Genomic DNA, 24,614 nt, shown 5'->3' on the forward strand with positions numbered 1-24,614 from the left:
GGGAGAAAACCCAGAACGGGATTGAAACACGGAAATGAAGTGCCGCAGAACACCGAACTCCGGGTTGCAGCCGGGAGAAAACCCAGAACGGGATTGAAACAGTGATGACGGGTACGACGAGGCCGCTGATAGAGTATGTTGCAGCCGGGAGAAAACCCAGAACGGGATTGAAACGCGGCTTCGGCGTCTCGAGTTCGCTGTGGCGGTACGGTTGCAGCCGGGAGAAAACCCAGAACGGGATTGAAACTCGTCCTGCTGGACGTCGTCGAAGACCATGACGAGAACGTTGCAGCCGGGAGAAAACCCAGAACGGGATTGAAACAAGTCCGAGATCCAGTCGGGCCGGGCTGCGTCCGCCGGTTGCAGCCGGGAGAAAACCCAGAACGGGATTGAAACATCGTGATGACTGCGAAAAAGCCGCCTTTAATCGCCTTGTTGCAGCCGGGAGAAAACCCAGAACGGGATTGAAACCCAGGCCGAGTTTGCTGAGCGCTGTCTTGATCTTCGGGTTGCAGCCGGGAGAAAACCCAGAACGGGATTGAAACCGCTCGAAGTACTCTGGATTGATCGTGATCAGGTTGGTTGCAGCCGGGAGAAAACCCAGAACGGGATTGAAACGCGGTACGCCACGAATGATAGACCCGCCGCTCGCTGTGGTTGCAGCCGGGAGAAAACCCAGAACGGGATTGAAACCGTACCGAAAGATGTTCCGAACGAGTGGTTTGAGGTTGCAGCCGGGAGAAAACCCAGAACGGGATTGAAACACGGCGATGTCGGGCAGCCCAGTCCGTGGTTGCAACCGTTGCAGCCGGGAGAAAACCCAGAACGGGATTGAAACGAAATAGGGACGTGTGCCTTTCTCTTGGGCAAGCATATAGTTGCAGCCGGGAGAAAACCCAGAACGGGATTGAAACATATAGCCGTTTCCAGAGTCGGACACAACCGCGTTAGTTGCAGCCGGGAGAAAACCCAGAACGGGATTGAAACGAGTGCCTCCAGCAACGTTTTCGTCGATCTCTCGCGCGTTGCAGCCGGGAGAAAACCCAGAACGGGATTGAAACAATAGATGCGAGAAAAGCACTGTATGGTAATAGGGTTGCAGCCGGGAGAAAACCCAGAACGGGATTGAAACGATGCGGTTCAAGCAGCGCGTTCACGACACACTATTGGGTTGCAGCCGGGAGAAAACCCAGAACGGGATTGAAACTTAGACGAGCTTAAGTCAACGTATGGCTTGAGTATAGTTGCAGCCGGGAGAAAACCCAGAACGGGATTGAAACTTGGTGGTGCGGTGATTCCATCGGCCTTGTTCAAGACGTTGCAGCCGGGAGAAAACCCAGAACGGGATTGAAACCGCTCGGCCTGACTGTTGTGGTCGTCGTTGAGTGCGTTGCAGCCGGGAGAAAACCCAGAACGGGATTGAAACTTCACCTCGGACCCGCTCGCGGGTCCCTCGCGAAAGTTGCAGCCGGGAGAAAACCCAGAACGGGATTGAAACAGCGCGCCAAAGCGCATCGACCTCGATCTCGAGAATGTTGCAGCCGGGAGAAAACCCAGAACGGGATTGAAACTGCCGACGAGTGCGGACTTAGCCGACGCGCCGAAACCGTTGCAGCCGGGAGAAAACCCAGAACGGGATTGAAACAGTGCGGGGGATGGTCCGAACGACGACGTGTCCTTGTTGCAGCCGGGAGAAAACCCAGAACGGGATTGAAACGAATGGATGACTCGGTCGGATGATGAAATCCTTGAAGGTTGCAGCCGGGAGAAAACCCAGAACGGGATTGAAACCGAGATCAACGGATCGTACGACCCGGCGAAACGGTTGCAGCCGGGAGAAAACCCAGAACGGGATTGAAACCTCGATTGCCGTTGGGGAGGAATACTGCCGAACGATACGTTGCAGCCGGGAGAAAACCCAGAACGGGATTGAAACCGCCCAAAGGATATCCTCGAGCTGATCCTGAGAGTACGTTGCAGCCGGGAGAAAACCCAGAACGGGATTGAAACTCTGGCACGACGACCCTCGCGTTTGCGAGTTTTGGCGTTGCAGCCGGGAGAAAACCCAGAACGGGATTGAAACTCCTCGGGGCGTCGGAGGGCGACGGCGGCGGGTTCCGTTGCAGCCGGGAGAAAACCCAGAACGGGATTGAAACATTTCGGGATAGGCGTCGTCGATCGTGGCCGTGAGTTGCAGCCGGGAGAAAACCCAGAACGGGATTGAAACCGCTGATGGCCGGGAACCCGCTGTCTGCGATCGCCGGTTGCAGCCGGGAGAAAACCCAGAACGGGATTGAAACTAGTCCGCTCCGAGCGTCACGCGTCCGCGATCGTCGGGTTGCAGCCGGGAGAAAACCCAGAACGGGATTGAAACGTTCGCATCGAGATACGAAACAGGCGAAAATAGCGAGTTGCAGCCGGGAGAAAACCCAGAACGGGATTGAAACAGGAGAACCTCTACATCGAGATGGACGCGCTCGAGAGTTGCAGCCGGGAGAAAACCCAGAACGGGATTGAAACGCCGCCGTGTGATCCTCGTGCCAGTTGATCGGTGGCGTTGCAGCCGGGAGAAAACCCAGAACGGGATTGAAACCACCCGTCGCAGTACTCGTCGCCTGAGAAGCCGCCGAGTTGCAGCCGGGAGAAAACCCAGAACGGGATTGAAACAACTCAAAGGCACCACCAACGGCGTTCTGGTACTGCCGTTGCAGCCGGGAGAAAACCCAGAACGGGATTGAAACTGTCCCGTCCGTTCATCGCTGCGGAGAGGTCGCAAAGGTTGCAGCCGGGAGAAAACCCAGAACGGGATTGAAACTCTTCGGGGTCGATCATGCTTTCACCCGGCCGTCTTGTTGCAGCCGGGAGAAAACCCAGAACGGGATTGAAACACTACCTTGATGTGAGCTTCGACTTGGTTAACCAACCGTTGCAGCCGGGAGAAAACCCAGAACGGGATTGAAACCCGGGCCAGGGTTCCTTGTTGTAGTCCTCCCAGTCGGTTGCAGCCGGGAGAAAACCCAGAACGGGATTGAAACCGTGTAGAACGTCTTGTCGACAAACTCAAAGACAGGTTGCAGCCGGGAGAAAACCCAGAACGGGATTGAAACACGCATGATAATTTCGATCTGCTCGAAGTTGTCGGGTTGCAGCCGGGAGAAAACCCAGAACGGGATTGAAACACCATTCCTTCCGGGCCGCGCGCGGTCGCACGCACCGTTGCAGCCGGGAGAAAACCCAGAACGGGATTGAAACCCACTGGAGGCGGCGTGCTCGGCTACACGAGCGCCGTTGCAGCCGGGAGAAAACCCAGAACGGGATTGAAACAGTTCGTCACCGAAGACCAGCTGAACGAACAACTTGGTTGCAGCCGGGAGAAAACCCAGAACGGGATTGAAACCTCCAGGGGACGCTGACGAATCCGTGGTGGGTTCGGGTTGCAGCCGGGAGAAAACCCAGAACGGGATTGAAACCGGGCCGGATGGACCGGGACATCTTCGGCCAGCAGGTGTTGCAGCCGGGAGAAAACCCAGAACGGGATTGAAACAGAACTCGAACAGAGGTCCGACGTCGAACAGCCGGGTTGCAGCCGGGAGAAAACCCAGAACGGGATTGAAACTTCGTAGTACGGGAGTGGTTCTGCGCTTTCGGGAGGTTGCAGCCGGGAGAAAACCCAGAACGGGATTGAAACCCGGATCGTCGCGCGCGATCTCGACCTGGAGATCGGTTGCAGCCGGGAGAAAACCCAGAACGGGATTGAAACCCGGATCGTCGCGCGCGATCTCGACCTGGAGATCGAGTTGCAGCCGGGAGAAAACCCAGAACGGGATTGAAACGGCAATGATTAACTCTGGAACGCACGATCGCGACGGTTGCAGCCGGGAGAAAACCCAGAACGGGATTGAAACCATTCTCACAGTGCTCGCACTCGATCCCTTCACCGTTGCAGCCGGGAGAAAACCCAGAACGGGATTGAAACTCCGATTTCACCCGGATCCCTTTAAGTACCCCCTCTGGTTGCAGCCGGGAGAAAACCCAGAACGGGATTGAAACATTGGAGACGACGATCAACATCGGCAGTTCATGGATGTTGCAGCCGGGAGAAAACCCAGAACGGGATTGAAACAACTGGTCGTCGACGGTGAACTGGTAATTATCGAGTTGCAGCCGGGAGAAAACCCAGAACGGGATTGAAACACGTCTCGAGGACGCGGTAGGCACCAACGCCTGCGGTTGCAGCCGGGAGAAAACCCAGAACGGGATTGAAACTCTCGGTCAGTTATCGGGAGTGGGCCGAGTAGTTTAGGTTGCAGCCGGGAGAAAACCCAGAACGGGATTGAAACTCGTCCCGCGGGCGCTCCGGAACGCAGCCGATGGGGTTGCAGCCGGGAGAAAACCCAGAACGGGATTGAAACCGCGGAAGCCCGTTGAGCACTGGGATCCACTCGATGTGTTGCAGCCGGGAGAAAACCCAGAACGGGATTGAAACCCACCCGACAGCGTAGTCGATAACTTCGAGGACGCGTTGCAGCCGGGAGAAAACCCAGAACGGGATTGAAACCGACTCGACTCGAGCCGCCGTACGACCTCGAGACGGTTGCAGCCGGGAGAAAACCCAGAACGGGATTGAAACAGATCGACCTCGCTGATTCCGAGACGAAGCTGTTTGGTTGCAGCCGGGAGAAAACCCAGAACGGGATTGAAACTGTGACGATGAACGGAACGGCGAACCCGACAAAAGGTTGCAGCCGGGAGAAAACCCAGAACGGGATTGAAACCGCGGGTGGCAGGATAAACTAACGGGGCCTCGCTTGTTGCAGCCGGGAGAAAACCCAGAACGGGATTGAAACCCCCAGACGTCGTGACGGAAGTCGCGAGCCTGCGGATGTTGCAGCCGGGAGAAAACCCAGAACGGGATTGAAACCGTCCGACATCATCCCCGCGATCAAGACGATCCACGGTTGCAGCCGGGAGAAAACCCAGAACGGGATTGAAACACGACTATGTTGTCGGATCGGATGACAGATACGACGGTTGCAGCCGGGAGAAAACCCAGAACGGGATTGAAACCATCCGTCACTGTGGATGTCGAAGCACCACCGACCGGTTGCAGCCGGGAGAAAACCCAGAACGGGATTGAAACGTCACTACTCGAGCGGTGTTGGCCGGAAGGAGTTCGTTGCAGCCGGGAGAAAACCCAGAACGGGATTGAAACGATCGCTGAGTCTCCCCGAGTTCTCGACCGGGCTGGTTGCAGCCGGGAGAAAACCCAGAACGGGATTGAAACGTTGCCTCCTCGAGTGGCTCCTGGACCTCAAGCGCGGTTGCAGCCGGGAGAAAACCCAGAACGGGATTGAAACGGCCTCTCCCCAAGTCTCTGAGTCGGCAGCAGACACGTTGCAGCCGGGAGAAAACCCAGAACGGGATTGAAACGGTTCACTCCGCACGTCATCGATTGCTTCTATCTTGTTGCAGCCGGGAGAAAACCCAGAACGGGATTGAAACATCGCCCTGGTCGGCGTGCTCGACGAACACCTCGATCGTTGCAGCCGGGAGAAAACCCAGAACGGGATTGAAACACTTCTGGGGAGCAGGTGGTGAGTTCGAGGTTATGTTGCAGCCGGGAGAAAACCCAGAACGGGATTGAAACACGACGGCGAGAAGGACATTGTAGCCGAAGCGAAAGAGTTGCAGCCGGGAGAAAACCCAGAACGGGATTGAAACTTTCGGCTTGGGTTTCGACCGACCCATTGACCCTATGTTGCAGCCGGGAGAAAACCCAGAACGGGATTGAAACCTATACGGTTGACTACGTTGAGGTTATCGGGGTTGGGTTGCAGCCGGGAGAAAACCCAGAACGGGATTGAAACCGTATCTTCCACGGCCAGAGCGCGTAAACTGGTTAGGTTGCAGCCGGGAGAAAACCCAGAACGGGATTGAAACAGAGAACCCAACCAAGGACACGGAAGATAGGCAGAGTTGCAGCCGGGAGAAAACCCAGAACGGGATTGAAACACTGAACCCTTATCAATTGAAGAGTTCGATGCAGAAGTTGCAGCCGGGAGAAAACCCAGAACGGGATTGAAACTCACCTCAACCGTGACGCCGACGGCGAACGCAAGCGTTGCAGCCGGGAGAAAACCCAGAACGGGATTGAAACTTATCTCACAGTTGGTCCATGCAAGGGCGCTACTCACGTTGCAGCCGGGAGAAAACCCAGAACGGGATTGAAACTTCGTGGATGGATCAACGGCTCGCGTTCAGTAGCGCTGTTGCAGCCGGGAGAAAACCCAGAACGGGATTGAAACACTTCGGAGAATGGAAGAAGCGGCTGTTCAACGGTTGCAGCCGGGAGAAAACCCAGAACGGGATTGAAACGTTGATAAGCTCGTTCAGCCCCGAATCGGGAAGCTGTTGCAGCCGGGAGAAAACCCAGAACGGGATTGAAACTCTGTTCCGTCTCGAGGGCGCGACGTCGATCGTCCTGTTGCAGCCGGGAGAAAACCCAGAACGGGATTGAAACACCGCGGAATATATACACAAGACTCGCACCCGGACTTCCCGTGGCGCAAACTCGAGAGCTCACCAAAACCCGTTGGATTGAATAATCACGAGGGACAAACGGGACCCACGATGGAGTGTTGCAACTGCAACTCCGTCGGCAGACTCGAGAAGTACCAGCTCGTATTGAGAGGCGAAGACACGCTCGAGATGACGATAACCCTGTGTGAAGAGTGCGTCATCGACTTCCGCGCTACCGACTGGATTACGGTCCGCGGTGGCTCGGAACGGGCGACCGGACGCAGCGGAGTCGAAGGACAGGAGACCTAACGGTCGGTGTCCGGTGTGAGTGTGTCCGCTTCGAGAGGAGTGACGGACTCATCAGTGATCTACTCGCCAGTGCGTATTTCGAATCGAACGCCGCCGAGTGTATCATCGTCGTCCACGTAGATTCGCCAGCCGTGTGCGAGTGCGATCTGTCGAACGCTCGCCATGCCGAGTCCGGTTCCGCCGTTCTCTTCTTTGGTGGTGAACCCCTGTTCGAACACCTTCTCTCGGTTCTGTTCGGGGATTCCCGGTCCATCGTCCGCGACGTAGAATCCGTCGGTCAACTCGCCCACTCGAACGGTGACCTCGCCGGTTCCGTGTTCCAGGGAATTCCCGAGAAGGTTGTCGAGCAATCGCGTTACTGATCGTTCGTCACCGACGATCTCCGGGGCGCCGTCGATCGAAAGCGTTCCGTCCGTGTCGTACGAATCGAGGGCGTCCCAGACGGACTCTGCGAGCGTCCCGACCTCGAGACGCGTTTGCTCCGAGACGATGCTGCCGGCTTTGAGAACCTCCGAAATGTCCGTTATCAAGTGCTCGAGTCGCTCGAGCGCCGGCAAGGCCTCGTCGACGTGAGTTTCCTCGCCGGTTTCCAGTGCCAGTCGGAGTCGGCCGCGAATCGTCTGTATCGGGTTCATCATGTCGTGAGAGAGAACGTCCCCGAGCGCTTCGAACTCGGCCAACAGCTCGCGTCGGGCGGTGACGTCCTGTTGAAACCCGACGAAGTGCGTGACGGTCCCGGTCTCGTCGCGGATCGGCGCGATGTCGAGGCGATTCCAGAACTCGGAGCCGTCCCGTCGGTAATTTCGCATCTCGACGGTGACCGGCCCTTCGTTTCGAATGGCGTCCCGAACGTCCCGTATCGTCTCGTCGTCCGTGTGCTCGCCCTGCAGAAATCGGCAGTTCCGGCCGAGGGCTTCGGAGCGCGGATAGCCGGTCAGTTCGACGAAGCCGTCACTGACGAAGACGATCGGATTGTCCGCTTTCCGCGGATCCGTGATCGTGATCCCGATCGGTGCCTGGTTCATCGCACGAAAACCGCGGACGGCGTGATTTTCCGCGCGGTACCCCCGGACGGAGTTTTGGATCCGGTTTGCGAGCACCTCGTACTGGTCCGTCCCTGTGCTTTTCTGGAGGTAGTCGGTCACTCCCGCCGAAATCGCCTCGCTCGCGATCTCTTCGTTTCCCTTACCCGTAAAGAGGATGAACGGTAAATCGGAATATCGCTTCCTGAGCTCTTCTAACAGTTCCAGACCGTTCATTCCCGGCATTTCGTAATCCGAGACGACGCAGTCGAAATCGGCATCGTCGCGGTCTATCGCCTCGAGAGCGTCCGCCGGATGCGTCTCCGTCCGTATCTCGAAGCTCCCGTTCTCTCGTCTGAGAAACTCCGCGACGAGCGTACCGATGTTGTGATTGTCATCGACGTGTAATATATCGATGTGGTTTTTGACCCCCGCAATCTGCAACCGATCATCGACGGCCTCCTCCAGATCGTCGAGGAGGAATGCCGGAAGCGAAACGTCTCTCGACACGTCGTTGGTCATCGATCATCCGACCCTTGAAGCGGCCACTGGAAGTATGTTGATGGCGGGGTTCACCGGTGAGACTCGTACATGAATTGGAGATATCAGGTCGTGGTGAAATCAATTTTTCGGACGGTTAAATCGGAGATCCCAGCGCTGAACGCGAAAGGGCAAATCTCATACGTGAGACTGGACTAGCGGTTATGGAGCGTTTCAGCGGATGGATCAAATCGGATGTCACGAAATTCAGAGGATCGCGAAATCGCCGAAACGCTGATCGACCAGCACGGAAGCGAGATCCTCACGGCAGCGAGCAAAGAGCCGGTCGCCGTCAGGAACATCGTCGAAGAGACGGAGATGTCTCGAGCGACGGCGTACCGACGGGTGGAGGCGTTGAACGATAGCGGCCTGCTCGAAAAGGTCGGTCAGGTCGACGAAACCGGCACCCAGTACCACGTCTACCAGGCCGCGTTCGAATCGATCAAACTCGAGATCGTCAACGGAATCACGTACGTACACGTCATTCGAGACGACGGTCACGACCTCACCCAAATCAGTGACTACCGGTGAACGAGCGGATGGGCGGACTGCAGAGAGCGGGCGAACTCGCCCCCCGTCGACCGGTTCCAGGTCGATTGAAACATCAAAAGTCCGAAGAGTAATAGCCGATGTCCGATCGCTCGGGAGCGGACATGCACGTATTACCCACGAATCCGACTCCAATATTCAAATAGTGCTTCGTCGCCCGTAGTTCCATGCAGGGAAAGCGAGTCCTGATCACCGGCGGGGCCGGGTTTATCGGATCCAGCCTCGCGAACCATCTCGTGGACCGCAACGAGGTTCTCGTCGTCGATGACGGGTCGCTGGGGACGCCCGCGAACGTCTCGGATTCCGTTTCGGTCATCGAGCGCAGCGTCGTCGATTCGACGTTACCGACCGACGTCGACGTCGTCTTTCACCTCGCGGCGCTCTCGTCCTACGCGATGCACGAGGCCGACCCACAGCGGGGCGTCCGCGTCAACGTCGAGGGGTTCGTCAACACGGTCGAACAGGCGCGGCGAGACGGCTGTGACGTGATCGTCTACGCGTCGACCTCGTCCGTCTACGGCGATCGAGCGGAACCAACGGCCGAGAGCCTCGAGGTGGGGGCGTCGACGGGCTACGAGGCGTCGAAGCTCTCTCGAGAGCGCTACGGCGAGTATTTCCACGACCGCTACGGGATGGAACTGACCGGGCTCCGTCTGTTCTCGGTCTACCAGGGGTACCACGGCGGCGAGTCCCACAAGGACGAGTACGCGAACGTCATCGCGCAGTTCGCAGACGACGTCGCGAACGGCCGCTCGCCGGAGCTGTACGGAACGGGCGAGCAAACGAGGGACTTCGTCCACGTCGAGGACGTCGTTCGCGCGTTCGAACTCGCCGCGGATTACCGTTTCAACGGCGTCTTCAACGTCGGAGCGGGGGAGAGACACAGTTTCAACCGGATCGTCGAGGTGCTCAACGAGCTGCTGGGACGGTCGGTCGAACCGACGTACGTCGAGAACCCGATCCCGGAGCACGTCTACGTTCACGACACGTGCGCCGATTGTAACGCGTTTCGGAAGGCGACGGGATGGTCACCCGAGATCGACCTCGAAGACGGCCTCCGTCGAGTCTGCGCTCCGTACGCCCCCGATCGTCTGGAAATCGCCTGAACGCGTTCGAACTCCGGGGCGAACCGAGACTCGGGCGGTTCACTGCAAGTCATCGCCGGTGCAACGGCCGGCAGTTTGGGGCTGCGCCGACAAACCGGCACAGCGGTCCGTATCAGCGACCGCGCGGTCGGCCGAGGGACTCGATCCCGCGTCGTCCGCGGTGGACCCGGCTCACTCGAGGTAGCCCAGATCGCGAAGCCTCCGCTCCGTGCTCTCGTCGTAGGAAGCGTCGGCCTCGCCGGCGAGCGTCTCCTCGATCGAGTTCACCCTCGCGGCGAGCACCGACAGCAGCTCCGACCACTCGGAATCGGGGTGGTCCCGAACGGGGCGTCGCTCCCGCGGATCCGATTCCAGATCGAAACAGCGCGTCTCCCCTCGGTCGAAATACGCCTTGCGGTCGGCCGTGCGGACGACGATCTGGAGAGCGGTCCGGTCGATCCGTCCCGGCGCGCCCGGCCGTGAGGCGACCTCCGCGATCGCCGGTCGAATTCCCGACTCGTCGTCAGTCCGTCGATCGTCGGTTCCGTCGACGATCGGTCGAAGCGAGCGTCCCTCGTAGGAGTCAGGGGGCTCGATCCCGGCGTAGTCGAGTACCGTCGGTGCCAGATCCGCGTGGCGGACGAGCGTCTCGTTCGTCCGGGCGCGGGTCCCGCCCGGCGGACGGATCAGGAGCGGCACGCGCAGGAGTTCGTCGTACAGGGCGGGTTCGTGTCCGACCTGTCCGTGTTCGAAAAGCGCCTCGCCGTGATCGGCGGTGACGATAGCGAGCGTTTCGTCGTCGACCGACGAGAGGAGCGCCGCGATCTGTTCGTCGGCGTGGCGAACCGACGCCGCGTACAGTCGTCTGACCGTTCGCTTCTCGTCGCTCGTAAGCGACTCCGGATCACGCTGGGCGCGTCTGACCAGGGGCTGTGAGTCGGAGACGGCGTGGTCGATGCCGACCCGATGCTGGTGGCGGGGCGGCGGCTCGTACGGCGCGTGTGGCGTCAACAGGTGCACCCAGACGAATTCGTGGTCGCCAGCCGACGAGAGCGCGCCGACCGCGAAGTCGACTTCGCTCTCGGCGTCAGCGACGAAGCGAAGCGGTGTGCGAACCCGGCGGTAAATGCGCTGGACGGCGCGAAAGACGCGGTCATCCGTTTCGAACCGGTCGTGTAATAGGTTGCGACCGCGCTCGAGCAGCGGCAATGAGAACTCGCCAACGTCCGCGTAGCACTCGTAGCCTCGCCCGTACCCGTTTTCCGCTTTCAGCCACGGGTTCGAATGGACGCCGGTGCAGGTCCATCCCGCGTCGGACAACGGTTCGGTCAGCAGCGTTCGGTCGGCCGTGATCCGTTCGTATCCGCCACGGTCGAGCGGAAGCGTCGACGTGAACAGGGACGGAAACGCGTACGGAGTCGCCGGTCCGTGGGCGACCGCTCGAGAGAACGCGACTCCGTCTCTGGCGAACGACGCCAGGTGGGGAGTCAACTCGCACCCGGCGGCGACGGTTCGTCGGAGACCGAGATCGGATCCGTCGACGAACGAGGCGTGTGAGGCCCGCCACGCATCGATCGTGAGGAGGAGGACCTTCACGGGTGGACCACCGCCGATCTCTCACCAGCAGTCGGGTGCGGTCCGTGGCGCTGAGTTTCGTCCGCGACGATCCCGTCCGTCGCCGCCCCGCTCGAGCGATCGCCGTATACGAACGCCCCGCTCCGATCGTCCCCCGAAAGCGTCTCGCTCCGATCGTCCCCCGAAAGCGTCTCGCTCCGATCGTCACCGGACGGCGAAACGAGTTCGACTCCGCCGCCGTGGAACTCGACGGTTCCGTCCCCGCCCGCCTGAAACCCGCGGAGTTCGACGTCGCTCGGACGGTCCAGTTCGAACCTGACCGTCACCTCCTGGGCTCCGCCGGTCGAGTCCAGATCGGTGCTCGAGACGACCTGTGGCCCCTCTCCGGCGGCGACGTCGAGCGTTAGCTGTAGGTCCGACTCCGTCGTCACGTCGACGAGAAACGTCGCCTCGTAGGTCCCCGGCGGTAACTCGTCGTACGGTCCGTACCAGAGGAGCCGCGGCTGCTCGTCGCTTGCGACCGTCATCGAGCTCTCGAGTCGATCCGCGTACAGCTCCGCGTTGCTCGAGGAGAACTCGCTCGGTGCGTACGTCCTCGATATCTCGAGCGGTTTCGTTATCCCCCGCGGGTCACCGTCGTAGCCCCGCTTGTAAACGATCGTTCCGTCTTCGTAGCGGTAGACGGCGTACTCCTCGTGGAGCCGGTCTCCGAACCCGTCCTCGACGGGGTCGTCCCAGGGTGACGTTCGATCGACGAGGACGTACTCGGGTTCGATCGGACCGTACAGTCGATCGTATTCGCGGAACATGTCGGATCGGACGACGTACGACGCCCCCGGATTCGTCGCGACGTGCGGATAGATGTCGTTCTGCGTGACGACGGTCTCGTCTTCGGGGACGGATTCGATCGCGGCGTCGAGGCGCTCGGTCCGGTCGCTCTGTGACGGGACGCTCCCGGCCGGTCCGAGCGCGAGACCGACGAGCAGATTCACAACGAGCACCGCAGCCAGCAGCGTCCGCCAGTCGAGTCGGCGCAACCGTCTCGCCCGTCCCGAGGCCAACGCTCGCGTCGCGCCGATGTACAGGAACGGCAGCAGATAAAACGGGTAGTGAGCGCCGAACTCGTAGTACACCGTTCGTCCAGCGAAGATCCAGGCGAACGCGAAGAAGGGAGCCACGGCGGCGACCGCACTCTCGTCTAACAGCGAAAGGAAAAACACCGGTAGCAATAATAGGAGAACGAACGTCACTTTGGTCGAGAGGTCGTACGTCGCGGACTCGAGGAGTAACTGCGGATTGGTGAGGTAGAGCTGAAGTAAGTCGGTTATCGAAAGTCGCCACTGGTCGGTGTAGGCGTGTACCGGGTCCGCGACGGACGCGAGCGGGATTCCCGTAGCGACGCTAAACCGTGCCATCACCGCTTCCGCGAGCAGCTTTACGGCCGCCACGAGACCGAAGCCGGCGAGGAACACGGATCGCTCCGCTCGCAGTCGGTTCGCTCGGTGCGAGGCGAGTGCGAGCCCGGACAGGTAGCCGGCGACGAGCGGAACGAGGAACTCGTTGGTGAGCAAGATCAGCGCGATCGAGACGAGAAATCCTCCGTATCGACGTTTTTTGTAGAAGTAGTACGATGCGAAAACCAAAATCGGCAGGAGGATCTGTTCCTGAAAGTCGAACAGCCAGGCGCTCCAGAGGAACGGGTTCCCCGCGTACGAGACCACGAGAACGAGTGCGACGTTCCGGTCGTCGACGGCCTCGCTGGCGACGTACCAGAAGGCGGGAATACTGAGCGCCAGCACCACGGACTTGACGACGAGGAGGGTTTCCGGGCCGGGGGCGATCGCGAACGGAACCAGAAAGACGAGTAACGTCGCGGAGAAGTGTGCCCCCCAGTAAGATCCCATCGGGTGACCGATTCGGTATTTGCCGTGTTCCAGCCACCCGTCGCCGCTCGCTGTCGTCGAGAACATCTGGACGTACGCGCCGAGGTCCGAGCCGGACGTCAGGTACGCCCGGTGCTGGAGGAGAAGAAAAGCCGTCAACGCGGCGCCAACCGCGACCGAGAGTCCGACGACGGCCAGCTCGTGGCGACGAGCGTGGATTGCCCGTCCCGCGGCCCGAATCCGGGTGCGCACGGCCGAGATCCGCTGGCCGCTGACGCGTCGGAGTTCGCTTCCGAGGGGGTCGTCAGATCGCGGTCGCCAGACCCACCGCTCGCTGATGCCGAACCCCCAGAGAAAACCGGCGCCGATGGCGACGAGATTCGCGAGGAGGTAGTGCATTCCGAACGCCTCGACGAGGACGATCAGTACCGAGATCCCGATCAGTATCCCAACGATCCTGGTTCCGACGTACTTCCCCCCTCGCTCGACGTACTTCCGGCGACCGGTCCCGCCACGCCCGCGCCACGTCCAGTGATCATTGAGCGCGTAATTGGTGAGTATGCTCACGATCCGGCTGAGGATCCCGCCGGTTACGTACGTCACTCCAACGTAGGCGACGCTGACGAAGAGCACTACTTCGTTGACGCCGACGCCGACCAGACCGACCGTCGCGTACTTCAGGACCCGTTTGTTCCGCGGCGTCAGCCACTGTTCCGAGAGCACGTCCCCTAGCATCTTCGCTCTGGGGGGACGCGTGATCGGTCACTGCGGTCGCCGACTTCCGGGTCGGCCCGCTCGAGGAGGAGCGATTTCAACGCCGGATACACGCGTTCGACGTCGCGCGATTCGCTCGTCTCCCGCGCGTAGCGACACCGACGTTCGTACGCCTCGCCGGCCTCCCACTCCGATCGCAACCCCTCGAGCAGCGACGCCATCCCTCGAGGAGTTCCGGCGTGGAGGACGGCCTCGTTTTCTCGCACGTGGGTCTCGAGGGGCGTCGTCACGACCGGCGTCCCGGCGGCCCCCGCCTCGTTGATCACCATGCTGTCGGTGTCGACTCTGGCCGGATGCAACACCGCGTGCGACCGGGCGTACGCGTCCGCGAGCTCGCGTTCCGAGAGAAAGCCGAGACCGGTGACGTGCGGCGAGTCGCTCGTTCCGGTCGTGACGAGCCGAATCGATGGTTCGAGTAGCGATGCGGTTCGACGCGCGAGGTCCCACCCTTTCCTGTGGACGTTCGCCGCAGAAACGAGCACCTGAAACTCGTCGGCCAGCGGACGCCTGTTCGGCCGGAACAGCCGCCGATCGACGAAGTTCGGGACGTACACCGGCTCGATTCGATCGCCGCCGTCGAACGCCGGTGTAACGGTGTGCACCCGGTCGTACCGCGCGAGGTCGCGTTCACCGACGAGTCGGTAGAACAGCTTCGCTCCGTTGTGCAGCGGAGAGTAGTGCGGTTCGACAAGCGTCGGGGAGACGAACGCCCACGAGTGAATCCCGGCGACGGTGAACTCGGAGCCGCGAAACGCCTGGCGCATTCCGGGGGCGTACATCATGTAGGCGGAGGAAACGCCCGACAGATCGTGATGCCACGCTTCCGCGTACGACACGTCCGGGTCGAGAACGCGCCGGTGAGAAACCCGGCGCACGCCACCGGGCGAGTACGGTATCGTTCGCACCTCGACCGAGAAGCCGTCCTCGGAGAGCAGGTTGGCGAGGGCTGCGACCCACTTTTCGCCGCCACGGTAATGCTCGAGCGAGAAGTGCGAACAGATCGCGATCCTCGTCGAACGCGGTCGGTCCGTCACGGTTTCCCCGCCCGTCGAAGCGAGAACACGTGTTCGAGAAACGCGAGATACTCCCGGGGTGATAGCTTCGATTCGCCGCGCTTTCGATCCTCGAAAGCGTAGGGGACCTCGCGGACGGATTCCGGTTCACACCGGACGAGCGCCTCGAGCAGGAACTTATAGCCGGTCGGGTCGACGCGCTCTCCGTCGAGTAGCGATCTATTAATGACGAAAAAGCCGCTCAACGGATCCGCGATGGACCGCGTTTGCGGTAAAAGCGCCTTCGCGATAGCGACCGCACCCTTACTGACGAGCTTTCGAGCTGTCGTCCAGCCCGTGATCCGACCGAACTCGGCGTATCGGCTGCCGATCACGAGGTCGACGTCGTCCTCGACGTGGACCAGTAGACGCGGGAGTACTTCCGGCGGATGCTGGAGGTCCGCGTCGATGATCGCACAGTGTTCGAAGCGACTTCGGGCGATTCCGAAGGCGATGGCCGATCCGAGTCCGCGTTCGTCGATCCGTCGGATCACTCGAACGCGATCGTCATCGCCGTACAGCAGATCGACGATCCGCCAGGTGCTGTCCGGGGAGTCGTCGTCGACGACGATGAGTTCGTACTCGTAGCCCTGGAGGACGTTCCGGATGCGCGAGATCACGTGCTCGACGTTTTCCGCCTCGTTGTACGTCGGAACGATCACCGAGAGACCCCGCCCGATGTCGGGTTCGAGCGGGGCTGAATCCGAGATCGAACTCGACTCGCTCCGCGTTTTCCAGAGAGCCCCGTCAGCGGACGACATGTTCGACTCGGTTCTCTCGTTGAGTCGTACCTTATACCGTAATAACCGTTGAAACGGCCAATTATAAGTTAGAGAAACGCTTTCCGAGACGGATGACTTCAACAGGAAGTTACCGGTTTCGACAGCCCTCCGGAAAGCACCCGACGATCGTACCCGAACCGATTCGCACCGGACAGGGTAACGAGGAGGCGCGAACTCTCGTCGTTCACAGCGGAGAGAGGACCGTCACGGCTGCGGTCTCGCCTTCTGGAGCGCCGTCTCTGCGGTGTTTCCGCCGTAATCGGCACTCCGGGAGAGTGAGTCGAGTACTAATCCCAGCGACTGGGCCTGTACCGGGTCGAGTTCTCGGAGCAAGTCGTCGATGCGGCGGGTGTGTTCGTCGATTTCGAGGACAGACTCGAGTGCGTCGTGGCCGAGGTCGGCCGCTTCGGAACTCTCCTCGGTGAACAGCGCGTCCATCGACTTCTCGATGATCTCGGCCGAGTCGGCCTGAAGCGCGAGGAGCGCCTCGCCCACGTGGTCCGGAATATCCTCTAGTTTTACCGCGAGATGGCCGATTTTCGCCGCGTGGTCGGCGATCCGTTCGAGTTGACGGGCGCTCGAGTGATAGTCGAAACAGTCCTCGCGCGAGACGCCGAGTTCCTCGCTGGCGCGGGGCGAGCGAAGCGTTGCGCGAAAGGTTCGGGAGACGACGAGCCAGAGGCGATCGACGTCGTCGTCGCGCTCGATGACGTCGCGAGCGATGGCGTCGTCGTTTTCGACCAGCGCGATGACCGCGTCCTCGAGCATGGACGTCGCGATCAATCGCATCCGACGGACGGCGTCGACGATCGAGAGCTCAGCGGAGTCGAGCAGGTCCTGGACGACGACGCGATCGGCGCGCTCCTCGACGACCTCGACCCCGATAAGTCCCTGAACCGCGGTTCGGATCGCCCGGCGCTGATCGGTCGTGATTCGGTTCGCCTCGAGCGCGATGATATCGAATCCGCCGACGTACATCGTCAGAACGGCCTGGATCAGTTGCTCGCCCTCGAGCAGTTCGATCTCGAGCGTGCCGGTCCGGTGGTCGGTCTCGCGCCGTGGCGTGACGAGCAACGTCTCGCCGTCGGCGTACAGCTCGACGGTCGAGCCGCTGTCGACATCGTTGTCGGTCGCCCAGTCCTTTGGTAGCGAAACGGTGTACGTCGAACCGCCGGTCATCTGGACCTTCCGGGTTTCCATACGCTGTGTTCCCGACACCGGGACTATAAATCCACTCATATCTATATAGGTATTTTACGTACCGCCCGGTAGCGCGCCGTCCGGCTCGAGTCGACGCCGTTCTGGACCGGTCGTGAACGTATTGCTATCGAGTGATACGTATCGATCGTTGTGTCACCGTACGACTATCGAGAAGCCAGTGATCCGCTGCTCTCGCGCGTTAGGGAACACACTTCGGCGTTTCGCCCGGACGGGCGAGGTGGCGGTTTCAACGCGAAAGCGCGCCCTCGGCCGGCCTCCTATACTCGAACCGGTCGAGTTCGGTTTCGAGTGACCCGGTCGGATTATCGAGGATCGTACTGCGAGCTACAGTCGACTATGGACTTCTCTATTGAGTTTCGTCCAGTATTATATATCTATTAGCATCGGTTTTATACGAGCCACGAAACCGCTTACCTGATGACGGACAACCAGTCCGGCCGACCCGACTTCGGTGGAGTATCGAGGCGGAACTTTCTGGCGGGCGGCACGACAGTCGCTGCGATGAGCGTTGCTGGCTGTGGCGACGTCCTCGGTGACGGAAACGGTGACGGTGGCGGGCCGTCCGGAACGATCGACGCCTCCGGATCGAACACCGTCGCGCCGATCACCTCGTGGGCGGGCGAACAGTTCGAAAACGAGTACCCGGACGTACTCGTCGACGTGGCACCGGAGGGAACCGGTGCCGGCTTTCAGGAGTTCTGTCGGGCCAACTCGGCCGTTCAGAGTGCAAGCCGAGAGATCACCGAGGACGAGGTCGACCTCTGTGAGGAAAACGACGTCGACTACGACTTCCTCGAGGTCGGTCTCGACGGACTGTCGGTCGTCAAAAACTCCGAGAACGACTGGGTCGACAACGTCACGCTCGAGGAGCTCCAGCTGATCTGGGAGTTCGAAGCGACCGACGAGATCACCCACTGGAGCGACGTTCGCGAGGAGTGGCCCGACGAGGAGATACAACTGCACGCACGAGACAGCGCCTCCGGGACGTTCGACTACTTCACCCGCGAGATCAACGGCGAAATCGGGGACGTCCGGGACGACTACTCCGCGACCAGTCAGACGAACGAGATCATGGGTGCGGTCGCGGACAACCTCCACGGCTTCGGCTGGGGCGGACTCGGCTACCTGCGCGAAATCGAGGACGATCAGCCCATCGAGGCCGTCCCCGTCGAGAGCGACGCCGACGGCGAGTTCTACCTCCCGACCGAGCAGAACATCGAGGACGGGCTCTACTCGCCGCTGGCTCGTCCCCTGTTCGCCTACGTCAATCTCGCGAGCCTCGAAGAGCAGACGGACCTCATCGGTTCGTTCGCCCGGTTCTACACGAACGGCGCACAGGAGTTCGCCCGCGAGGAAGGGTTCTACGCGGCCCCCGACGCGGTAACCGACGAGAACCACGACAAGATCGACGGCTGGCTGGACCGGGTCGGTTCCTCGCCCGACGGGATCACCGTACAACGAGAGTGACGACGGAGTGATACGATGAGCACCGAAACGACGCCGGGGCCGGACATCACCGGCGGAGCGGCACGGGGCGATCTCGAGGCGAACCGTCGAGCCCGACGGCTGCTCTTTGGCTGTGCGACGATCACCGTCGTCACGACGCTCGCGATCTTTTTCGTGTTGATCGACAACGCCGTGAGCTACTTCTTCGGCGCGAGGGCGACCGAGATACTGCTCGGCGCGAGTCTCGAGCGGACCGTCACCTTCACGGAGTTCTTCACCGGAACGCGGTGGGCACCCGACCACGCGACGCCGGGCCACGGCGTGCTCCCGGTCGTCTTCGGGACGATCGCGATCACGGTCGGTGCGGCGTTCGTCGCGATTCCGATCGGCACCGCGACGGCGATCTACCTGTCGGAGTACGCCTCCGACGGCGTTCGTCGAAAGCTCAAGCCGACCCTCGAGATCCTCGCGGGGATCCCGACGATCGTCTACGGCTACTTCGCGATCGCGTTCATCAATCCGGTCGTCCTCAGCCCGATCGCAGAGACGCTGTTCGGCATCAACATCGGCCGGTACAGCATGCTCTCGGGGATGCTCGTCGTCGGAATCATGACGATCCCGATGGTCTCCTCGATCAGCGAGGACGCGATGTCGGCGGTGCCGGACGACCTCCGAAACGGCGCGTACGCACTCGGCGCGACCAGGTTCGACGTTTCGACGCGGATCGTGCTGCCGGCGTCGATCTCGGGCGTCTTCGCCTCCTACATCCTCGCGGTGTCGCGGGCGATCGGTGAGACGATGGCAGTCTCGCTCGCGGCGGGGTTCAACGCGAACATCACCGCGAACCCGTTCGACGAGATCATGACGATGACGGCGTACATGGTCCAGATGGCGCGTGGCACCACCGCCGTCGGAACCGTCGAGTATCAGAGCCTGTTCGCCGTCGGCCTGTTGTTGTTCGTGATGACGCTTACGATGAACCTGCTCAACGACTGGTTCAAACGCCGATTCCAGGAGGAGTATCGATGAGCACCGACACCGACACCGAACCGACGAGTACCGCCGCCGACGAGAGCCTGTTCACCGACGTCGATCTCGGCTGGGAACACCGCAAGAACCGCATCTTCCTCGCCGTCATCTTCGCCGCGTCGATGTTCGGCGTCGTCATGCTCGCACTCCTGTTGCTCGACGTGCTCACCGACCTCTACGTTGGCGTAACCGAGTACAACATCAGCCTCCTCGAGTTCTTCACCCGCGACGGCTCCCGTCGCGAGGAGCTGTCCGGGTTCAGGGGAGCGATCGTCGCCTCGATCATGCTGATGATCGTGACCGCGATCCTCTCGTTTTTCGTCGGTGTCGGCTCCGCGATCTACTTGGAGGAGTACGCGCCGGACACCCGCATCACCCGACTGATCGAGGCGAACCTGGCGAACCTCGCCGGGGTTCCGTCGATCGTCTACGGCCTGCTCGCGCTGGCGGCGTTCGTCAACGGAATCGGAATGGGACCGATCCTGCTGGCCGGCGCGATCGCGCTCGCGTTGCTGGTGATGCCGATCATCATCGTCTCGACCCAGGAGGCCCTCAGAGCGGTTCCGGACGGCGTCAGGAACGGCTCTTACGCTACCGGTGCGACGGAATGGCAGACGATCCGCCGCGTGGTGCTTCCGGCCGCGATGCCGGGGATCATGACGGGCACGATTCTGGCCCTTGCACGCGCGATCGGAGAAACGGCCCCGCTGATCATGGTCGGCGCGATCTTCGTCAATCGAATGCCGTTCGGCCCGTTCGATCGGTTCAGCGCGATGCCGACCCAGATCTACAACTGGGCGAACGAGCCGAGCATGCACTTCATCCACCTCGCTGCGGTCGGGATCGTGGTGTTACTGACGTTCATGTTCGTCATGAACGGGATCGCGATCTACCTGCGAAACGAGTACGAGACCGAGATCTAAGATGGCAACACAAGACAACGAGCGTGCGTTGATCACGACCGAGGTACAGACCGAGAGTACGGATCGTTCCGACCGGCCCGACGAGACCGTCCTCGAGGCCCGGACACTCGACGTCTACTACGGCGAGGATCAGGCGCTTACCGACGTGTCGATCGAGATTCCCGAACACAAGGTCACCGCGATCATCGGTCCATCAGGCTGTGGGAAGTCGACGTTCCTGCGGTCGATCAATCGGATGAACGACCAGATCGACGCCTGTCGCGTCGACGGCGAACTGTCCTTCCACGGGAAGAACGTCTACGACGACGACGTCGATCCCGTCGCCCTGCGCCGGAAGATCGGACAGGTGTTCCAGAAACCGAACCCGTTTCCGAAGTCGATCTACGACAACGTCGCCTACGGGCTGCGGGTTCAGGGGGAACTCGACGAGGGAGGGATGGACGACGCCGTCGAGGAGGCCCTGCGTGGGGCGGCGCTCTGGGACGAAGTGGAGGGCAAACTCGACTCGAGCGGACTCGACCTCTCGGGCGGCCAGCAACAGCGCCTCTGTATCGCCCGCGCGATCGCGACGGACCCGGAGGTGATCCTGATGGACGAGCCGACCTCTGCGCTCGATCCCGTCGCGGCCTCGAAGATCGAGGACCTGATCGACGAACTCGTCGAGGAGTACACCGTCGTCATCGTCACGCACAACATGCAACAGGCGGCGCGGATCTCCGACCGGACCGCGGTGTTCCTGACCGGCGGCTCGCTCGTCGAGGAAGACGACACCGCGACGATCTTCGAAGATCCGCGGGACGACCGCGTCGAGGACTACATCACCGGTAAATTCGGATAACCATGACACGAACCGCATACAGAGCCCAGCTCGAACAGCTCCGAACGAACGTTTTCGAGATGAGCGAGACGGTCTGTCGCCGGCTGCGGCAATCGCTCGACGCACTCGAGGCGAACGACGACGAGCTCGCTGACGCCGTGATCGCCGGCGACGACGAGGTCAACCGCCGCTATCTCGAACTGGAGAGCGACTGCATCGAACTGCTCGCCCTCCAGCAACCGGTCGCGAGCGACCTGCGATTCATCGCGTCGTCGTTCAAGATAATCACCGACCTCGAGCGAATCGGGGATCTCGCGGTGAACCTGGCCGAGTACTCACGGCGGGCCGAACGGGATCGCTATCCGGAAATCGATATCGTTCACATCGGCACCGAGACGGTGTTCCTGGTCGAGGACGCCATGCGGGCGTACGCGACCGACGACGCCGACGCGACCCGCGACATCGCCGCGAGAGACGACGAGATCGACGCGCTGTGTGAACGAGCCAGCCGGACCGTCGTTCGCGGCCTCGTCGACGCCGACGCCGCAGACGACGCGCTTCTGGCGGACGTCTCGCGGATGCTGTTGACGATCCGCGATCTGGAACGAGTCGGTGATCACGCGGTCAACGTCGCGGCCCGGACGCTGTACATGGTCGACAACGACGACGAGTTGATCTACTGACGGCGCAGAGATGTCCGGCGGAGGAGAAACGCGAACCGACCGAAGGACGGTTCAGCCCGTCGGAACCGCCACGTCCGTCGCGTCGGTCCCGAAGCCGGTGCGAGAGAGCACGAACTCGAGTCGGAGGACTCGATCGCGTGCCGTCTTTTCACTCACGGGTATTATTGACTGTATACTCAATCGTTATTAGACGGAGGGGCTGGTACAGGGCATAATATCACTGTATTGGGCCACAGTAGTGCATCTTCGAGATTCTCCGAAACTGAATCGGAAGATGTACTTGAGAGAACATTCAACTATATCTCGATGGCACACGCGACGGAACGCCTGCGACGGTACCTCGAGGACGAACTCGAGGAGTGTCGAAGCGAGGACGTCGACCGCCGGCTCGACGAACTCGGGACGCTCGAGGCGACGATCGGACACGAGCGGGTCAGCGACGAACTCGACGTGCTCTCGGCGCTCGCAAACGAGACGCGGTACGCGATCGTCCGCGTTCTCGTGGCCGCTCGCGAGGAGCTCTGCGTCTGCGAGTTGAACGCGGTGGTCGACGTGACCGAGAGCGGCCTCAGTCACGCGCTCTCCGCGCTCGTCGAAGCTGGCCTCGTCACCGCACGCAAGGAGGGGAGATGGAGGAAGTACCGGGCGACGAACCGCGCCGTCGCCCTCGTGACGGTTCTCGAGGGGAGCCTCGAGGATGCGTGACGCTCACGATCACGGGCCGAACTGCGACTGTGGGAGCTGTGGGGATCCGCGGGCGATGGACGTCCTCGATAAGTACCTCACCGTCTGGATCTTCGCCGCGATGGCGGTCGGCGTCGGACTCGGATACGTCGCACCCGGAGTCGTCGATCCGATCCGGGAGTACTCCCTCGTCGAACTCGGCCTGATACTGATGATGTACCCGCCGCTTGCGAAGGTCAACTACCGGCGGCTCCCGACGGTGTTCAGCCAGTGGCGCATCCTCAGCCTGAGCCTCCTCCAGAACTGGCTGATCGGGCCGACCGTCATGTTTCTGCTGGCGGTGATCTTCTTCAGCGGGGCGGTCCCCTGGTTCCCCGCCCGTCCGGAGTACTTCCTCGGGCTGATCTTCATCGGGATGGCTCGCTGTATCGCCATGGTGCTCGTCTGGAACGACCTCGCGGACGGCTCGAGCGAGTACGCCGCCGGCTTAGTCGCGTTCAACAGCGTCTTCCAGATCGTCACCTACGGGGTGTACATCTGGGCGTTCGCGCTGGTTCTCCCGCCCCTGCTCGGCCTCGACGCGTTAGCCAGCGGGATCTCCGCCTTCGACATCACGACGATGCAGGTGTTCGAAGCGATCGTCATCTTCCTCGGAATCCCGTTCGCCGCCGGCATGCTCACCCGCTTTGGCGGCGTCCGAGCCAGGGGCGAGGCGTGGTACGCCGACGAACTGGTTCCGAAGATCAGCCCGCTCACGCTGCTGGCACTCCTGTTTACCATCGTCGTGATGTTCGCGACACAGGGAGACGCGATCGTCGCTCAGCCGACCGACGTCCTGTGGATCGCCGTCCCACTGACGATCTACTTCGTCGTCATGTTCCTCGTGAGCTTCGCGATGGGCCGCGGGATCGGCGCGGATTACTCGACGACGACGGCGATCGGCTTTACCGCGGCCTCGAACAACTTCGAACTGGCCATCGCGGTGGCGGTCGCTGTCTTCGGCATCGGCTCCGGCGTCGCCTTCGCGACCGTCGTCGGCCCGCTCATCGAGGTGCCGGTGCTCCTCGCGCTGGTCCACGTCGCGCTGTACTTCGGGCGGCGGTTCGACTGGGACGGGTTCGAAACCGGCCGACTCGACGGCTCTCCCTCCGAAACCACGACTGACGACTGATCACACCCGACGACTCATCACCAGCCATGTCCACCACAACCGAACCGACGGACGCGATCCGCCTCGCGTTCGTCTGCGTCCGAAACGCCGGCCGGTCACAGATGTCCGCCGCGATCGCAGAACGCGAACGCGACCGCCGCGACCTCGCTGGCCGCGTCGAGATCCGCTCGGGCGGGACGGATCCCGCCGATCGCGTCCACGAAACCGTCCGCGAGGTGATGGCCGCGGACGGCTACGACTGCTCCGATCGGGTCCCCAGGGAGATCTCGCCCGAGGAGCTTCGCTCCTGTGAGTACGTCCTGACGATGGGGTGTTCGACCCTCGACATCGAGGACGCCGACGCGGTCGACGTCCGCGACTGGGCGCTCTCGGATCCCCACGGTCGCGACCCCACGGAGGTCCGTCGCATTCGCGACGAGATCGAACGGAAGGTGAACGCGCTCTTCGACGAAATCGAACGAGCGCTCGAGCCGTAGCCAGCACCGAACCGGACGGTTCACCCGCAGACAGCGAACGCGCCCGGTCGCGGGCGTCTCGCGACTGACCCGGT

Annotated in this window: 17 protein-coding genes and 1 CRISPR repeat array (1 of these 18 cut by a window edge); of the genes, 11 read left to right on the plus strand and 6 right to left on the minus strand. The window is 61.4% G+C overall.

The window, feature by feature from the left end; translation table 11 throughout:
- Positions 1–6,520: direct repeats of the CRISPR family, unit length 37 nt; unit sequence GTTGCAGCCGGGAGAAAACCCAGAACGGGATTGAAAC; it begins 446 nt to the left of the window's first position.
- A gap of 110 nt (positions 6,521–6,630) precedes the next feature.
- Positions 6,631–6,828, plus strand: a complete 198-nt coding sequence (locus tag EA462_RS17155; protein WP_165872006.1) for a hypothetical protein — start codon at positions 6,631–6,633, stop codon at positions 6,826–6,828.
- A 59-nt stretch (positions 6,829–6,887) separates the two neighbouring features.
- Here the strand turns inward: EA462_RS17155 and EA462_RS02025 are convergent, their stop codons facing one another.
- Positions 6,888–8,372, minus strand: coding sequence for a response regulator (locus EA462_RS02025; protein WP_124176901.1), 1,485 nt, complete (start codon positions 8,370–8,372; stop codon positions 6,888–6,890).
- 213 nt (positions 8,373–8,585) lie between these two features.
- Here EA462_RS02025 and EA462_RS02030 point away from each other — a divergent pair, with 213 nt between their 5' ends.
- Positions 8,586–8,921, plus strand: a complete 336-nt coding sequence (locus tag EA462_RS02030) for a helix-turn-helix domain-containing protein (protein WP_124176902.1) — start codon at positions 8,586–8,588, stop codon at positions 8,919–8,921.
- Between the two features lie 185 nt (positions 8,922–9,106).
- Positions 9,107–10,045, plus strand: coding sequence for an NAD-dependent epimerase/dehydratase family protein (locus tag EA462_RS02035; RefSeq protein WP_124176903.1), 939 nt, complete (start codon positions 9,107–9,109; stop codon positions 10,043–10,045).
- 171 nt (positions 10,046–10,216) lie between these two features.
- Here the strand turns inward: EA462_RS02035 and EA462_RS02040 are convergent, their stop codons facing one another.
- The 5 genes from EA462_RS02040 to EA462_RS02060 all read right to left on the minus strand — a co-directional run bounded on the left by EA462_RS02040 (position 10,217) and on the right by EA462_RS02060 (position 17,290).
- A complete protein-coding gene (locus tag EA462_RS02040) occupies positions 10,217–11,620 on the minus strand; it encodes a sulfatase-like hydrolase/transferase (protein WP_124176904.1) in 1,404 nt (467 codons plus the stop codon).
- Positions 11,617–14,217 carry a GtrA family protein gene (locus EA462_RS02045; protein WP_124176905.1) on the minus strand — a complete coding sequence of 867 codons (2,601 nt, stop codon included), beginning with the start codon at positions 14,215–14,217 and terminating at the stop codon, positions 11,617–11,619. Before EA462_RS02045 ends, EA462_RS02040 begins: the two co-directional genes overlap by 4 nt.
- A complete protein-coding gene (locus EA462_RS02050; RefSeq protein ID WP_124176906.1) occupies positions 14,211–15,290 on the minus strand; it encodes a glycosyltransferase family 4 protein in 1,080 nt (359 codons plus the stop codon). The genes EA462_RS02045 and EA462_RS02050 overlap by 7 nt, the downstream gene beginning before the upstream one ends.
- Positions 15,287–16,069: a polyprenol monophosphomannose synthase gene (locus tag EA462_RS02055; RefSeq protein ID WP_124176907.1), complete on the minus strand. Its 783-nt coding sequence runs from the start codon at positions 16,067–16,069 to the stop codon at positions 15,287–15,289. The genes EA462_RS02050 and EA462_RS02055 overlap by 4 nt, the downstream gene beginning before the upstream one ends.
- Positions 16,070–16,294: 225 nt before the next feature.
- Positions 16,295–17,290 carry a phosphate uptake regulator PhoU gene (locus EA462_RS02060; protein ID WP_124176908.1) on the minus strand — a complete coding sequence of 332 codons (996 nt, stop codon included), beginning with the start codon at positions 17,288–17,290 and terminating at the stop codon, positions 16,295–16,297.
- Positions 17,291–17,728: 438 nt separating this feature from the next.
- Between EA462_RS02060 and EA462_RS02065 the strand changes: the two genes are divergently transcribed.
- The 8 genes from EA462_RS02065 (at position 17,729) to EA462_RS02100 (ending at position 24,540) form a co-directional block, all read left to right on the plus strand.
- Complete coding sequence (locus EA462_RS02065; protein ID WP_124176909.1) at positions 17,729–18,778, plus strand: PstS family phosphate ABC transporter substrate-binding protein; 1,050 nt, start codon at positions 17,729–17,731, stop codon at positions 18,776–18,778.
- Positions 18,779–18,793: 15 nt separating this feature from the next.
- Positions 18,794–19,786, plus strand: coding sequence for a phosphate ABC transporter permease subunit PstC (gene pstC / locus EA462_RS02070; RefSeq protein WP_124176910.1), 993 nt, complete (start codon positions 18,794–18,796; stop codon positions 19,784–19,786).
- The gene (gene pstA / locus EA462_RS02075; RefSeq protein ID WP_124176911.1) at positions 19,783–20,709 is read left to right on the plus strand and encodes a phosphate ABC transporter permease PstA; all 927 of its coding nucleotides are present in this window, start codon (positions 19,783–19,785) and stop codon (positions 20,707–20,709) included. The genes pstC and pstA overlap by 4 nt, the downstream gene beginning before the upstream one ends.
- Position 20,710: 1 nt before the next feature.
- Positions 20,711–21,547 carry a phosphate ABC transporter ATP-binding protein PstB gene (gene pstB / locus EA462_RS02080; protein WP_124176912.1) on the plus strand — a complete coding sequence of 279 codons (837 nt, stop codon included), beginning with the start codon at positions 20,711–20,713 and terminating at the stop codon, positions 21,545–21,547.
- Positions 21,548–21,549: 2 nt separating this feature from the next.
- Positions 21,550–22,209 (plus strand): phosphate signaling complex protein PhoU, encoded by a 660-nt coding sequence (gene phoU / locus EA462_RS02085; RefSeq protein WP_124176913.1) that lies wholly within the window; start codon positions 21,550–21,552, stop codon positions 22,207–22,209.
- A gap of 306 nt (positions 22,210–22,515) precedes the next feature.
- Positions 22,516–22,914 (plus strand): ArsR/SmtB family transcription factor, encoded by a 399-nt coding sequence (locus EA462_RS02090; protein WP_124176914.1) that lies wholly within the window; start codon positions 22,516–22,518, stop codon positions 22,912–22,914.
- Entirely contained in the window at positions 22,907–24,064 is a 1,158-nt protein-coding gene (gene arsB / locus EA462_RS02095; protein WP_124176915.1) for an ACR3 family arsenite efflux transporter, read from the plus strand. Before EA462_RS02090 ends, arsB begins: the two co-directional genes overlap by 8 nt.
- A gap of 26 nt (positions 24,065–24,090) precedes the next feature.
- A complete protein-coding gene (locus EA462_RS02100) occupies positions 24,091–24,540 on the plus strand; it encodes an arsenate-mycothiol transferase ArsC (protein ID WP_124176916.1) in 450 nt (149 codons plus the stop codon).
- Positions 24,541–24,614: the final 74 nt, after the last annotated feature.

The sequence above is a fragment of the Natrarchaeobius halalkaliphilus genome (assembly GCF_003841485.1).
Taxonomy (GTDB): domain Archaea; phylum Halobacteriota; class Halobacteria; order Halobacteriales; family Natrialbaceae; genus Natrarchaeobius; species Natrarchaeobius halalkaliphilus.